This is a genomic window from Sphingobacterium sp. LZ11T8 (assembly GCF_024261425.1).
Classification (GTDB): Bacteria; Bacteroidota; Bacteroidia; order Sphingobacteriales; family Sphingobacteriaceae; genus Sphingobacterium.
Genome location: NZ_JANBZY010000004.1, coordinates 105,640 through 121,327, shown reverse-complemented (window position 1 = coordinate 121,327; position 15,688 = coordinate 105,640). Strand labels below are relative to the sequence as shown.

12 protein-coding genes are annotated in these 15,688 nt (G+C 41.9%); all 12 read right to left on the bottom strand.

The window, feature by feature from the left end:
• Positions 1-140 precede the first annotated feature (140 nt).
• The 12 genes from NLF99_RS11000 to NLF99_RS10945 all read right to left on the bottom strand — a co-directional run bounded on the left by NLF99_RS11000 (position 141) and on the right by NLF99_RS10945 (position 15,682).
• Positions 141-1,082, bottom strand: coding sequence for a thymidine phosphorylase (locus NLF99_RS11000; protein WP_002993220.1), 942 nt, complete (start codon positions 1,080-1,082; stop codon positions 141-143).
• Between the two features lie 72 nt (positions 1,083-1,154).
• On the bottom strand, positions 1,155-1,628 hold the full coding sequence (locus tag NLF99_RS10995; protein ID WP_002993219.1) for a heme-binding domain-containing protein: 474 nt from the start codon (positions 1,626-1,628) through the stop codon (positions 1,155-1,157).
• Between the two features lie 23 nt (positions 1,629-1,651).
• Positions 1,652-3,178, bottom strand: a complete 1,527-nt coding sequence (locus tag NLF99_RS10990) for an efflux RND transporter periplasmic adaptor subunit (protein ID WP_254528219.1) — start codon at positions 3,176-3,178, stop codon at positions 1,652-1,654.
• Positions 3,179-3,260: 82 nt separating this feature from the next.
• On the bottom strand, positions 3,261-4,727 hold the full coding sequence (locus NLF99_RS10985) for a TolC family protein (RefSeq protein WP_002993217.1): 1,467 nt from the start codon (positions 4,725-4,727) through the stop codon (positions 3,261-3,263).
• Positions 4,714-8,565, bottom strand: coding sequence for an efflux RND transporter permease subunit (locus NLF99_RS10980; protein WP_002993216.1), 3,852 nt, complete (start codon positions 8,563-8,565; stop codon positions 4,714-4,716). Before NLF99_RS10980 ends, NLF99_RS10985 begins: the two co-directional genes overlap by 14 nt.
• Before the next feature lie 93 nt (positions 8,566-8,658).
• The gene (locus NLF99_RS10975) at positions 8,659-9,231 is read right to left on the bottom strand and encodes a DUF3347 domain-containing protein (protein WP_227694340.1); all 573 of its coding nucleotides are present in this window, start codon (positions 9,229-9,231) and stop codon (positions 8,659-8,661) included.
• 24 nt (positions 9,232-9,255) lie between these two features.
• Positions 9,256-9,681, bottom strand: a complete 426-nt coding sequence (locus NLF99_RS10970) for a hypothetical protein (RefSeq protein WP_254528217.1) — start codon at positions 9,679-9,681, stop codon at positions 9,256-9,258.
• A 9-nt stretch (positions 9,682-9,690) separates the two neighbouring features.
• The gene (locus NLF99_RS10965) at positions 9,691-10,257 is read right to left on the bottom strand and encodes a DUF3347 domain-containing protein (RefSeq protein WP_232046363.1); all 567 of its coding nucleotides are present in this window, start codon (positions 10,255-10,257) and stop codon (positions 9,691-9,693) included.
• Between the two features lie 925 nt (positions 10,258-11,182).
• Positions 11,183-13,216 (bottom strand): heavy metal translocating P-type ATPase, encoded by a 2,034-nt coding sequence (locus NLF99_RS10960; protein ID WP_094258249.1) that lies wholly within the window; start codon positions 13,214-13,216, stop codon positions 11,183-11,185.
• 5 nt (positions 13,217-13,221) lie between these two features.
• On the bottom strand, positions 13,222-14,022 hold the full coding sequence (locus NLF99_RS10955) for a transglutaminase family protein (RefSeq protein ID WP_237219449.1): 801 nt from the start codon (positions 14,020-14,022) through the stop codon (positions 13,222-13,224).
• Complete coding sequence (locus NLF99_RS10950; protein WP_094258248.1) at positions 13,989-14,411, bottom strand: Fur family transcriptional regulator; 423 nt, start codon at positions 14,409-14,411, stop codon at positions 13,989-13,991. The genes NLF99_RS10955 and NLF99_RS10950 overlap by 34 nt, the downstream gene beginning before the upstream one ends.
• A gap of 11 nt (positions 14,412-14,422) precedes the next feature.
• The gene (locus NLF99_RS10945) at positions 14,423-15,682 is read right to left on the bottom strand and encodes an efflux RND transporter periplasmic adaptor subunit (protein WP_094258247.1); all 1,260 of its coding nucleotides are present in this window, start codon (positions 15,680-15,682) and stop codon (positions 14,423-14,425) included.
• Positions 15,683-15,688: the final 6 nt, after the last annotated feature.

Here is a 15,688-nt window from a genome sequence, read left to right as displayed (position 1 = left end):
TTTAATTCATCAAAAGAGGTCGGATTCTAAATCCGACCTCATAGAAAGTCAAACTTAATAGGACAAATTCAATCCGAACCCCCAGCCCATATCGCTGTCATAATGGGTAGTAGCGGCAATGTTTCTGGTCAAAATGTATTTTAGACCACCCATATACTCTTTGTCTGTGCCATTTTTGTACTTCTCATTTTTGCAGTTTCACCTACAGGAATATCTATAACAACGTGCGTGGAACCCGCCGCTGCTTTTTTTGAGAGTACCGAAGCAATTAGCTGTCCCTCGCTATCTATATCGAGGGCTTTTTCGATTTTTATCAGCAGATCATCTGCCGGGCTTAACTGGGCTGTTCCACCCCAAACGATACACCCCCCTTCCTTATGAACCACTTCTTTTATTTTTTCAGGGGAAAGCGTTACATTGGTAAATACTTCCATGGTATCTGCAGTACCGGCAGGCGAGGTAATGGCACGGGAAGACGTTTTGGGCATTGTAAGGCCAAAGGCAGTAACAATGGCAACTACCAACGGTGTTGTTCTATTGCCTGGTAACCCTCCGATGCAATGCTTATCAACAACAATCTCCTTGTTCCAGTGCAATTGCATACCAGAAGCAATCATGGCTTTTGTAAGATAGGTGATTTCATCAAGATCCATTCTATTTCCGGCACAGGCGGTGATAAATGCTGTGAGGTCGATATTGGAATAATTGCCCTGAACTATATCCGTAATGATTTCATTGTACGCCAAGTAATCCAGTTTCTGATTGTAGATTTTTGCCCGTACGTGGCTTAAAGATTTAATAGGTTCCAAATGTGAAACATACAAAGTTTCATTTGGGGAAACATTCAGTTTTTTTGCTGCGGCGTCCGATAACCCAATTTCATCAGTCAATAGAAGATTGGATGAAATTACATTAAGACTTGCTACGATTGAGTCCGTTGCAGTGGATATTCTAATTCGGGTAAGTGCCTCAAAGCCTTCTGAAGCACAAACGTGGCAGTTTTCATGCATATATACTACATTCTCGTTTTGAGTGTAGATTCCGAGATGTTTGTATTTTAAGATATTAGATTGGTTTTCCACTTTTCCTGTTATTAAAATTTACGTTTTGAGTCTATTTCCGAAGGAACCGTCTGTACTATTAACACTCTAAACTTATTCATTATCCATCAACGAGTTAAAGTATTCAACTAACAGCTTCTTATCTTCCATGCTTAGACGAGCACCCCCATGCATCCACGTATATGAACTCAACGGCATTTTACCTTTCTCGATTTGCTCAATAATCTGGCTAAACTTTGAGTTTATCCTTCTCGGGCTGTAATTTGGCAAATCATCAAAGTTCAATTTCTCTTTTCCTTCGGTTATATGATCTGCCATGAACCAACCCAAAGGCTGAACATTAGTGTACCAAGGGTATTGGGTATTATTGCTATGGCAGTCATAGCATGATACCGACAGGATTGCATTAACTTTTGCATCGACCTTAAATGAATCAACAAAAACCTGGCCCGCAGGAACCGGGGATAGGTTCCTTTGGGGGGTTATAAATTGCATTAACACAAACACACTTAACAGAACTGTTAAAATTACTTTGTATGCTTTCGTTCGTTTTCCGTTTTTTTTCATGATCTAATATTAATCAAGTACCATTATCCCCGGTCATAGAGACAGCAACTCGGTAAGTCGTCATAAACCGCCTTGGGAGCCTTGTCCAGCTCTGTATCGTGACCAACATTAGCAATAGCTTTGCTTATGGCACTTTTTGAGGTTACTTTTGAATCGAAATCCAAATGGATAACTTTGGCATTAACATCCCAGTTTGCGGAAATCACCCCCTTGACACTTTTGGCCGCTTTCTCAATCCGGCTTTTGCACATTTCACAATTTCCTGATACTTTCAACATATCATGGGTCTTATTGACATTGGTTTGAGCATCGCCATGCTGATGTCCGGCAGCCGATGCTGCGCCATCGTTATTCATCATACTGATTTTACCTTCCAGCTGGGCACTTGCATCAACGGTGAAAGCTCCCTTGGTCACGATTTCCTCGCCATTTTCCAGCCCCGACATAACAACATATTGGTCGCCCAATGAGGGGCCCAAGACGATCTCCCGAAGTTTAAAAGCAGGCGTGGATGTATTTGGCTGTTTTACGTAAACTATGGAGCGCTTCCCTGTCCATAAAACCGCCGACTTGGGAATGACCAACTCATCGTTGTAGCCCTTTAAAGGAGCAGTGATCCTTGCTGTTGCATACATTTCAGGTTTGAGATTGCGATCCCGGTTATCGGCTTCGACCCTGATTTTTGCCGTTCTTGAATTGGCATCAAGGATAGGGTTAATAAAGGCAATCCGCCCATTATAGACTTTTCCGGGCAAACTCCGTAATGTATATTCCAGCTGATCTCCCACCTTTAGAAATGGCAGATCTGTTTCATACGCATCAAAAACCGCCCATAACTTGGAAAGGTTTGAAATGGTGTACAAGACGCTCCCTTGGCCGATATAATCGCCCGGGTTTACATTTTTTGCTATGACAACACCACTTGTATTCGCATATATATTGACGTAGGGTGAAACTTCGTTGGATGTCAATATTTTGCTTATCTGATCCTCTGACACCTTCCATAAACTCAGCTTCTCTTTCGCGGCATCCAATAGGAGGGGCTGCATATCCTGCAATTTTGCAGCTTCGAGCAATTCTTGCTGCGCCGTCAATAAATCAGGCGAATAGATTTTGGCTATCAGTTGTCCTTCTCTTACCGACTCGCCAGTAAAGGTTACGTAAAGATTTTCAATACGGCCATTGACATGCGATGTTTGGGATTGTTGTAAACGTTCGTCCACCTGAATAGTCCCATACAGTTGGACATCTTTAACAGCGTCTTGGTGGCCGACAATCGAAGTCTGGATATTCGCCAATGCTATGGCTTCTTCTGACATCTGGATGGCGTCATCGTCAATTACATCATCACCTCCCCCGGATGATTTCAAGGGAATTAGATCCATTGCACATATCGGGCATTTCCCCGGTTTATCCATTCTGATCTGGGGGTGCATGGAGCAAGTCCATACTGTTTCCCCGTCCTCGGTCACTTCCATTTCAAGGTCATGGCTGTGATCATGGGACGAATTCCCGCCAAATATCGCCCAGCCAAGCAGTAGTCCGGACAATAATATAACCCCGTAAGTTACCGCCTTATTTCTAAAAATATTTTTCAGTTTATTCATTGCTAAGAATTTCAAAATAATTGCATTATTTATGGTCTGCTAATAATTTTTTTATTGACACAACCATCGTATTATAGTTGGCAAGGGCCTCAGCTTTCCTAAGCTGATAATCCAATAATTGCCGCTGCACCTGAATAACGTTGGTCAAGTCACTTTTGCCTGTAACGAACTCTTTTACGATCAGGTTATATGTCGTTTGGGCGAGCGTAGTTTGTTTTTCGTACAGCTCGATGGCACGCTGAGCATCATCCAGTTGGCTTTTGAGACTGTAAAACTCGCTTTTCAAAGTGTTGAAGGTGTTTTTAAAGTTCTCTTCGCTTGATTTTCGCCATAGCCTGCTTTCGTTTTGCTGGGCATTGTATTTTTTACGGAAGAGTGGCAGGCTCACTGAAACCATAGGCATGACCATATCCTTACCGTTCATCCCGTCCATGGCCAGCATTGAATTATTCGTCCTTCCCACAACCATGTATTCCACACCGATACCAATCATGGGATAACTCATTTTCCGATCCATTTCCGCTTTTGCCTTAAATGCCAAGCCTTCTTCGGCAATCATTTCAAGCATGGGGTTGTTTGCCTCAATAACCCTTAGTGCCTCTTCCTCGCTATATAAAAAATTCAGCTTGTGGATCTCTTGTCCCAGCATGACCTTTTCAGTTGCTTCCCGATTCAACAATGCATTGAATTTTGCTTTTTCGGCTTTAATCTGAGCATGTAAACTTTCAATGTTATTTTCAATTTCGACAATTTCCAATTGGATACGAAGCACCTCTGACATACCCGATCCGGAGCCACCTTCCATTGCTCCCATGCCACCACCGGACGGCATACTCATATTCTGATTAGTAGCAGGAGCTGAATTGCCTCCTCCCATACTCATCCCTCCCATACCCGATGAAGCACTAGATCTGGTTGGTGAGGAAGGCGTATTACTGCTTACGACGGGTGCTACACTTGATTGTGAGGTGCTTGAGGGCGCAGAGAATTTCCGTATTGCCAATTGTTCCAATTGTTTTAGAAACACTTGGTTTTCCTGATTATTCTTGAGTTGCTCGTTCAATTTTTGCATCGTGTACCACTGTGTGCTGACCTGAAGGATCAGATTATTTATGGCTTCCCGATACTGTTGATCTTGCATATTGGCCATATGTGTAGCCTCTGTGCGAGCTGCTTTTCTCGTGCCGAACCATGGAAACATTTGCATCAAGCTCACATTTCCAATAGAACGCCCTCCTATAATTTCCATAGGCATCGTATATGCTTCCATGGACAATTCGGGGTCTTGGTATGCTCCGGCTTGCGGAATTTTTTCAAGGTATGCCTCATGCGCATACTTTTGTGATTTTACACCCGGATTATTTTCGATTGCGACTTGTATATAATAGGACAGCGAATCGGTGGGGTAGTCTTGGGCTAAAGCTTGCGAAAAAATGCTTAAGCTTGTTAATACAGCCACGGTTATATACCGATTTATCTTATTCGTTTTCATTCGCTATATTTTTATTATTTTTTCTATTTTCTTTTTTAGTGGCAGATTCCCTCCACCAGCACTGGAATACTGGAACCACAAACATGGTCATGGATTGGATCAGCATGCCGCCGAAAGTCGGGATGGCCATTGGTACCATGATTTCCGCACCTTTACCGGTAGAGGTCAGGACAGGCAGTAAGGCGATCAGTGCTGTAGCAGTGGTCATCGCTGCCGGTCTGACACGCTTTAAGCCTGCGTATATGACTGCTTCCCGTATTTCATCTTTTGTTCTGGGGTTCCGTGCTTCAAATGTATCGTGGATGTATGTTCCCATTAATACACCATCACTCGTCGCCAGTCCGAACAGGGCGATAAATCCTACCCAAACGGCAATGCTGAGATTGATGCTGTGCATCTGGAACAGATCCCTCATATTTGTCCCTCCGACAGAGAAATCCATAAACCAAGGCTGTCCGTAAAGCCACAACAAAATAAAACCTCCTGCAAGAGCTACAAAAACACCGGAAAAATGAATTAACGATGCTGTAACCGTTCGGAACTGAAAGTAGAGAATTACTAAAATGGCTAACAAACTCAGTGGTATAATAAGCATTAGCCTTTTTGCGGCACGTTCTTGCTGTTCATAATTTCCGGCAAACTTATACGTCACCCCGTTGGGTAAATCCAGTTCTCCAGACGCTATTTTTTCCTTTAGGAGTTGATCCGCTTCGTATACTACGTCGACTTCCGCTATGCCACTTTTTTTATCAAAGATTACATAACCCAACAAAAAGGTATTTTCACTTTGGATCATCTGAGCGCCCTTGGCATATTCAACATCCACCACATCCCCCAATGGAATCTGAGCTCCTGTAGCTGTCGGAATGATTATTTTTCGCAACGCATCCGGGTCATCCCGTAATTCTCGTGGGTAGCGCAGGCGAACGGGAAACCGTTCCCGGCCTTCGACTGTAGTGGTCAACGTCATACCGCCGACTGCCGCACTGATTACTTCCTGAAGCTCGGCAACGGTAATACCGTATCTGGCCATTCTATCCCGGTTCAGATGGATTTCGATATAGGGTGCGCCAACAGCCCTGTCGTAGAAAACGGTCGATGGCATAACAGATGGAACATCCTTTAAGGCTGCTTCCAAGGCCTTGCCACCGATTTCAATCGACTCCAGATCCGGACCCGAAACCTTTAGCCCCATCGGAGCCCTCATTCCCGTAGAAAGCATTACCATTCTCGCTTCTATCGGTTGCAACTTAGGAGCGGAAGTCAATCCGGGCAGATGGGAAACATTGACGATCTCTTGCCATATATCGTCGGCCTTTTTAATTTCAGGACGCCATCTGCGGAAAAATTTTCCGCTTTTATCTTCAATCAGACTGTCCCGTGGTATGGAACGGAAACCATCGGAAACAGCATAGGTCTTGTCACCTTTCAACACGAATTCTCCGGAACTGTTTACCTTGAACCTTTCACGATGCCCGTCTTCATCCAGATAAAATTCCGGGATATAATTGATCGTATTTTCAAACATCTGTGTAGGAGCCGGATCAAGTGCAGAATTCACACGGCCCCATTTTCCTACGATAAGTTCGACTTCCGGTATGTTTTGAATACGTTTATCAAGTGTTCTGATCAATTGCAGGTTTTGTTCAATCCCAGTATGCGGCATACTGGTGGGCATCAAAAGGAAAGAACCTTCATTGAGGCTTGGCATAAATTCCTCCCCGATACCGGGAAATGTTTCGGTGGATTTTTGCCAGAAGGCAGTCTCCCGAAATGATTTCCAACCTGTCTTTTCGAAGCCATTTGCAACAAAACCAAAACTCTTCTCTACGCCCATCCATGCTAACATTCCGAATAATAAAGTAATGATAGGGATGGCCATGAATTTCCACCGGTTGGAAAGTGACCATCGAAGAATCTGTTCATAATAGATCACCAATGCCCATAACATTCCCAGGATGGAACCAATGGCAAAGAATACGAACACAAAGTTAAGTGTGGTGCTTGCCTGCGTGCCGAGTGGCAGCCACTCAACCGTCAGGTAATACATCGCTACAAAAAGTGTGATAGCAACATTAACGTAGTTGGCAATTTTTTCTCCTTTCCATCTTGGTGTAAACAGGTTGTTGACTCCGATCAAAGTCAATGCGAACGCGACAAAAACACCTGTATAGATCCAAAGAGCGATACCGGCAACTACCAAAACGTAGTTGGCTATCCGGCGAACTTTACTCCCATTGATACGGATTGAAAATATATAATAAGCCAGTGTTGGCAAGATAATAATGCCTAACACAAAGGCTGAAACCAAAGCAAAGGTTTTGGTGTATGCCAAGGGACCGAACAACTTACCTTCTTGTGCTTCCATCATAAAAACAGGTAAAAAGCTGATGATCGTGGTGAGCATCGCCGTTGACAAAGCACCCGACACTTCCGCAACAGCGGTGGAAATCAAGTTTACAAAGGCTTTCCCCCGACTCTCAACACCCTTGGCTTTTTCTTCATCCATATGGCGTAGTATGCTTTCGATAAAGACAATCCCCACATCCACCATGACCCCAATGGCAATGGCGATTCCCGAAAGGGCAACGATATTCGCCTCGACCCCCATTTGTTTCATGATTATGAAGGTCGCCAGTACGCCAATGGGCAAGATACTGGATATAAGAATCGATGCTCGCAGGTTGATCACCAGCACGATCACAACGATAATACAGATCAGGATTTCGTGTGCTAAAGCATTTTCCAGCGTCCCGATGGTTTCCTGGATTAAACCCGAGCGGTCATAAAACGGAACGACGGTGACTTTTGAAATAGTCCCATCCTCTAATGTTTTTTGAGGGAAACCTGCCTCCATTTCTTTGATCTTCGCCTTGACATTATTGATGACTTCCATGGGGTTGGTTCCATGCCGGGCAACTACTACACCGCCAACTGCTTCCACGCCTTCCTTATCCAATCCACCGCGTCGTGTGGAGGGTCCCAAATTGACAAACCCAACGTCTTTTATCTTTACGGGAACATTATTGCGCACAGCCACTACGGCATCTTCAAGATCCTGGACACTTTTAAGGTAGCCCAATCCACGCACCAGATATTCCGCTTTGTTTATTTCGATCGTCTCTGCACCGATATCCAGGTTGCTGTTTTGGATAGCCGACATGATATCCATTACGGATACATTGTATGCGCGCATCGCATCTGGATTGATATCGACTTGGTATTCTTTTACGAAACCTCCGATGGAAGCCACTTCGGAAACCCCTTCCGATGCTGCCAAATTATATTTGGCATAGAAATCCTGAATCGTGCGCAGCTCATCGGGGTCCCAGCCTCCTGTAGGTTTTCCGGTTTCGGGATTGCGTCCCTCCAGTGTATACCAAAAGACCTGCCCCAAAGCAGTGGCATCCGGCCCGAGCGTGGGCGTTACATCGGATGGTAATGTGCCGGCAGGCAATGAATTCAGTTTTTCCAGAATACGGGAACGGCTCCAATAAAACTCAACATCCTCTTCAAAAATGACATAGAGGAAGGACATGCCGAACATCGAACTGCTCCGGATTGTTTTTACGCCGGGGATGCCCAGTAAGGAGGTCGTGAGTGGATAGGTAATCTGCTCCTGTATATCTTTGGGAGACCTCCCCATCCATTCGGTCGCAACAATTTGCTGGTTCTCCCCAATGTTCGGAATCGCATCGACCGGCACAGGATCGCTCGGCAACGCATTTTGATGCCAATTAAAGGGCGCTGTAATCAGCCCCCATATAAGGACAACCACAAGTAATAACAGTGTTATTACTCGGTTCTCCAAAAAATATTTGATAATTTTTTTAAGCATAACATATACATTGTTTACATTTTAATATCAGATACCAGGCTACAGAAATCGACCGGTACCTGATATTTGAATTTCAAATCTTAATCAGCGTTTTTACTTCAGTTCTTCCTGAACTTCACCACATGTTAGCATATCTTCACCATAGTAAGGGTTTTTGACCTCTTTGCTATCGCTTAACCAATATGCTCCTTTGTTGTCATCGTACATCGAGCAAAAAATCTTGTACATGGGCTTTTCGGTGCCGAATTCTTTTGTTATATCATAAAAATCCTTGCTCAAGATCACTAAATGTTCTCTTTGATGAGCGATATTGCCTATGTTATCACCTATGTGCTCCGAATGTTCCTGAATATCAGCAGCGATGTCATCGAAGGTGCTTTTCTGTTCTGCACTAAAGCCCTCGGTATTAATCTTGGGGAGTGCTTCCAGCATGCCTTTAGCTGCATTTGCGGCTTCTTTATCATTATCGGAAGACAAAGCAAAAGTCAGGTGCTGGTAATGGGAAAAAAGTTCCGAAAAAGTTCCCTGGTCGCTTGCAGCGTTGCTTTCGTTGGATACCGTTGTTTCAGTATGGACGTCGCTTTCTGATTTTTTTTCAGAAGCGCCATTGCATGCTGCCAAGGTCAATACGGATGAGGCTAGTAAGCCTACAAATAAATGTTTCATTGTCATGATTTCTGTTTTTAATAATTAAAATTGATTTATGTAATTTGTATATGTAGTATTATTTTCAAAATATGATACTTCCCCGTTGTTGCCGGTAATTGCTATTATAGCAGTCGCTTTATCTATCTGCTTTTTGGAAAATGGATCTATGGCAACGCGTGTAGAAGGATCTTTTGGAATACGTTCTTTACACATCTGGCAACATCCGTAATATATTTTTCCTTCAAAATTTACCTCAAATTGTTTTTTGCCCATGTATTCATTGTTGACCATGCATACCTCTTCCGACGGAACTACATCGCCCATTTCAAAGGCATTGTGGCCACGGGTATTTGTATTTGAGCTTTTTGAAGTATATGTATTGTCTTGCACCTTTAGTGTAGGGTTATTGTTGCATGAACTAAATATGACTACAATAGAAGTAACGATCCCAATCAATAGACATCTCATAATGGCTGACTAATTTAATTTTTCAATAGTACTACCGCAGGTCAGCATTTTTGAACCGTAATACGGGTTTTTGATATCCGTACTTTTACTTAACCAAGTTGCACCTTTGCCATCGTTGTACATCGGGCAGTTTTGGTAGTACATAGTTGTTTTTTGCTTTGATGCGTTTGCCAATTCATAGACATTCTTAGAAAGTAGGGCAAATGCCCTCCGTTGCTTTACGACGTCTTTCGATTTCGAGATGTTTTCTGTGTTTAAAGACAGTTCCTTCATGACCTTCATCCATACGGTATGCTCTTTGGGAGAAAGTTCACCCATATCCACTGTTTTAATAACTGTGGCTAATTCAGTAGCATTTGAAGATGCTATATTTACATCTGCGTTTACCAAAGCATCTTTTATGGAAAAATACTTGTCAAATACGGCATGTAATTGTGATAAATTTTGTGATGGAATATTCTTTGCTTGAGCTGTTCCACCATGGTTGTGATGTTGCTCGTTCTGGTTTTGCGCAAAGCTGTTTGCTGCGGATAGTAATACGGTGATTACCATCAATATTTTTGATATTGATTTCATTTGGAACCTTATTAAGTATTAAAAATGGTAAATAATCAAAAGCCAGATCTGGCTTTTAATAAAACATGTATTGCGGATAGGTGCAAAATCAACCGATTTCGCACACCTATGGCTATACAGTACTAATTTAACTTATTTTAGGCGGTTGCCAAATGGAAGATTCCCCTGTAGAATAAAAGGGTTCTTTGTATAAAGGGTATGATTTTTTACTTTTAGAAAAAACAGGATTTTGAGCGTTCCTAAAAAATGGGGGTGTTGCAGAAAAACTATTAGAAGAGCTGTGGCAGGACGTAGGTCCACAATTTCCAGAGCATTCATTGCTCGTGTCATCCTTAGACTTACAGCAGTCTTTCTCACATTGATCTTCTGAATGATGCTGCTTGTTGGCACTGCAACATGACTTCTCCTTGATAACAATTTCTTTGGAATGCGATTTACACGCATAGGATTGCATTGGGATTATAAAAAAGCCCAATAAGCATATAATCATTAATATGTTTATCCTTTTTAACATGTAAAAAACAAAAAAACTATTGCAAAGATAATGGTATTTTTCAAACCGGTTCGTTTTTTTTGAAATAAATGGCAGATAAGTTTCTCTTATCCGCCATTTATTTTTATTCCATGAGCATTATAGTGTCAGTTACATTTCCTGCTAGCGTTCTTTTAAATCTTTCACTCAATAATATCGAATCAGAAATTCATTATTAATTTAACACTGATATTTCGTCCCATATTGAATACACCCATACGCCCGGTTACGGGGTTTTCAGAAGCATACTTCAACCTACTTAAATGGTTCTTACATCAACAAGGTTGTCGTCACTGATGTCCAAAGACATTAAGTCGCTTCGGTTGAATACCTTTATATATTTCTTTTTGCGTATTTTCTGTTTTCTTTTCAATACTTATAAATTGACGTCCTTTAAAATTTCATCCGCTGTATTCGTACCGCATTAAGAATAGCCAATAACGCCACGCCCACATCAGCAAAAACGGCTTCCCACATTGTAGCCAATCCACCTGCACCAAGCACCAATACAATTCCTTTTACCACAAATGCCAATGTGATATTTTGCCAAACGATTTTCTTTGTCTTTTTTCCAATATTGATTGCCATTGGGATTTTGCTCGGCTTATCGTCTTGTATGACCACATCTGCCGTTTCAATAGTGGCATCGCTTCCCAAACCGCCCATTGCGATACCTACGTCGCTCAACGCCACAACGGGAGCATCGTTCACGCCGTCGCCGACGAAAGCAACGCTTTCGCCTTTGGCTTTAATTTCTTTAACCCTGTTTACTTTATCTTCGGGCAATAAATCCCCAAAAGCATTATCTATCCCCAACTGCTCCGCTACATACTTTACCACTGTACTTTTATCTCCGCTAAGCATAGTTGCTTTCACATTGAGTTTATGCAATAAACGGATGGTTTTCTCTGCATCTTCTTTGATACTGTCGGCAATCGTAATGTAACCGACAAATTTGTTATCGTAAGCAACGGCAATGGTCGTATAAACGATGCTGTTCGGATCTAAGTCGTATTGTATTCCAAACTTGTTCATCAGCTTGAAATTTCCAACCAACAAGTCTTTACCATTTACGGTTGATTTCAGCCCGTGTCCAGCAATTTCCTCTGTATTTTCTAAGCGGATTGTATTATCCAGTTCCCCCACGTATTCGTGAATAGCTGTCGCTACGGGGTGCGTACTGTGGCTTTCCAATACATTGACCAATTGCAAAATTTCATCTTGATTGAACGCTTTGTCAAATACCACTTCTTGAACCTTGAAAACACCCTCTGTCATTGTACCCGTTTTATCCATTACCACATTTTGGATATTGGAAAGGCTATCTAAAAAGTTACTTCCTTTGAACAGTATTCCGTTTTTGCTCGCTGCTCCAATGCCACCGAAATAACCCAATGGAATACTGATTACTAAGGCACAAGGACAAGAAATAACTAAGAATACCAAAGCCCTGTACAACCAATCCCTAAACTCATAATCAGCTACGAAAAAGTAAGGCAGCACACAGATAGCGACCGCTAACAGTACCACTATAGGGGTATATATTTTCGCAAACTTGCGGATAAATAATTCCGTTGGTGCTTTTTGTGAAGTAGCATTTTGTACCAATTCCAAAATTTTACTCAACTTACTATCCATATATGCGGTTGTGACCTGCACTTGTGCAACGGTATTAAGGTTTATCATACCTGCCAAAACCGTTTCGCCTTTGGCTTTGGTGTCGGGTTTGCTTTCGCCTGTGAGTGCTGAGGTGTTGAACGATGCCGTTTCAGACAATAATTCTCCGTCCAAACCTAATTTTTCTCCCGGTTTCAATTGTATTATTTCGCCGATATTCACGGTTTCCGCCTTTACAGTTAGGGGTTGGTCGTTTCTTAAAACCGTTACCTCATCAGGTCTTTGGTCGAGCAATGATTTGATATTTGCTTTGGCTCTGGAAACCGCCATTGTCTGAAAAACTTCTCCAACAGCATAAAACAACATCACGGCAACGCCCTCGGGATATTCGCCAATGGCAAATGCCCCGATGGTGGCAATGCCCATTAAAAAGAACTCTGAAAAGATTTCCCCTTTTCTGATGCTTTTCACGGCATCTGTCAATACAGGAAACCCAACGGGAGCATACGCAACCACATACCAAATAATCCTTACCCAACCCGTAAACCATTGCTGTGGAAGCCAATGATCAAATGCTATGGCAGCAAGCAACAATACCAATGATATTATACTCGGCAAAAACATTTTAATTGGACTACTCTCACTATGACTGTGGTCGTGTCCTTCATCATCGCCGTGGTCGTGTTGATGCTTTTCATTTACCAGCTCTTTTGCACCTGCTTCGGTGTAAATTTTTTCTTCCAGCGTGCAACAAGTCATTTTGCCTTGTGCATCATACGTATGCTTATGATTTTTGTCTGTATTTGTCATAGCCTTTAATTTTTTAGGTTCGTTACACTTTTATTTCTTATTATTTCTACGTTATTATTCATTATATACCTCACGATATACTGAAAAACAAATCGCTTTAACGCATTTAGCTTTTGCTGATGCTTAGAATAAAATTCATCGGGTGTATCAAAAACGCCAAAGTCCTGATTGATGCCCTTATCCTGAATAAACGTATTGTTGAGGTTCCATTCAATCGGTGGGTTCTCAAAATTATCGGTATAAACCCCGAAACCACAAAATGTGGTTTTGCAATCGCTGTTCTGCTCCTGCAATTTGGTGAGATAGGGTTTATCCAAAATCACACCTTCTAAAAAATACCACTGTTCATTTACCCATACTTCTACCCAGCTATGTAAGATGTTTTGAGGCGAAAGTTTGTACCAAATACCCGTAATAGCTCCTTTTTGCAAGGCTTTGTCAATGGTAAAACCGTGAATGCGGTTAGGTATTCCCGTTGCTCTTAATAACGTCATTAGCAAAGTCGCTTTGGTATTGCACTGTCCATAGCCATCCTGCAATATTTCTGATGCAGGTATATCGTCCGAAACATTGTAGCCAAATTTTATTTCATCCCTGACAAAATTGTAAATGGCTTTAACTCTTGAAACATTGCCCAAATCTTTCCACCCTCTTTGTTCCAATAGCTCTTGTATAGAAACGTTTGAGTAGTCAAGGATTTTTGTTTCTTTAAGATAGTTATCCATAACACATTTATATTTATGACAAAGATACACAGGAAGAGCCTGCAATGCTATTGCAAACTCTCCTTTAAACAGTTCTCGCAAATACCTTTACCAAATAGTTTTATTTCGTCAATACGGTAATTTTGGTTTCCATTCTGCGGTATTATAAAATCCTCCTTACAGGTTGTCTGTTTACAGATTTTACAATAGAAATGTAAGTGCCAATCTTTGTGTGTTTCTTCATCACACCCATCGTGACACAAAATATACTTAACGGTAGTGTTCTCCTGAATACTGTGTACAATGCCTTTTTCCTCGAAAGTTTTCAAAGTCCTGTAAATCGTAACCCTGTCTGCTTTATAGAAATGACTTTCGATTTCAGATAAGGACATCGCTGTCTGCTGTTGCTCCAAGAAATCATATACCAATATCCGCATACTGGTCGGATTGGTGTTCTTTGACAACAGCTTTTGTTCAATGCTTTTTTTCATTATATACCATTTTAGTGAGCGTGACCGTGTTCTCCGGTATCATTCATTTTTGCATTCACAAAAAACGCACCTTTTATCACGATATGTGTACCGTGTGGAATTTCATTTACAGGCGTTATCGCCGTGTAACCCAATTGAGAAGCACCTTTAACGACCTCCATTCTTGTAAATTGAGTTCCATTTTCCGAACCGTGGTCGTGAGCCTCATCTTCTTTATGGTCGTGCGGTTCTTCTTCCTGCTCCTTGACCAAAAAGATGTAATATTTCCCGTCTGCATTGACAACCGCTTCGTTGGGTACAGCCGTACTTAATACATCATCTAAACTTACATTTCCGGTTATGCTCATTCCGTCAATCAATCCTGTTTTATCTCCGGTAATTCTGCTGTGAACGGCAATGGTTTTGCTCTCTCCGCTAAAAGATGAACCTATACTATAAACTTCGGCAGAATGGGTCTTATTGGGGTTGTTGGTTACGACAAAATCTATTTTCTGACCTATTTTGATTAGGGGAATATCTTTTTCATAAACCTGTAAGTCCAAGTGCAATGCTGTGTTCTCTATTATTTCGGCAATAGGCGAAGACACATCTACATAGCTTCCGATTTTGGCAAAAACGTTACTTACCGTACCGCCTATCGGACTTGTAACGACCAACGAGGATTTAAGGCTGGAATTTGACAGGGAAGCCGGATTAATGCCCATCATTTGGATTTGTTGTTGTAACGATGCTTTTCGTGTTCTCAACGTGTTCAATTCAGATGTGGCACTTTGCAGGTTTTTCTTTGCACCTGCATTTCCCTCGTTCAGCTCTCTTTGTCTTGCAACTTCCTGCTCTGCAAATTCTATCCTGCTATTGATGCTTAGGTATTCTTCCTGTAATTGTATGAATTCCGGATTGGAAATAGTGGCGATGACCTGACCTTTTTTTACGAAATCGCCTATCTCCACATTGAGGGATTTGATAACGCCGCCAAACATTGAAGTTGCATTTGCCTTGTTGCTGTTGGGTACTCTCAATCCACCGTTGGCTTTCAATGTTGCGGACAATTGTTTCTGTTCAATCATCCCGATTTCGATACCTACAGCTTTTATCTGTTCATCGGTCAGTACCGCAACGTTTTCTTCTTCGTGTTCGTCCGTTGTTGCTGCTGCTTCGCTACCGTGATTATGTCCGTCGTCCTCCGTATGTTTATTTGTACAGGCGTTCAAAGCAAAGATTGCTACGAGGACAAAAACGCTGAAAACTATATTATTGATGATACGTTTCATATTTTG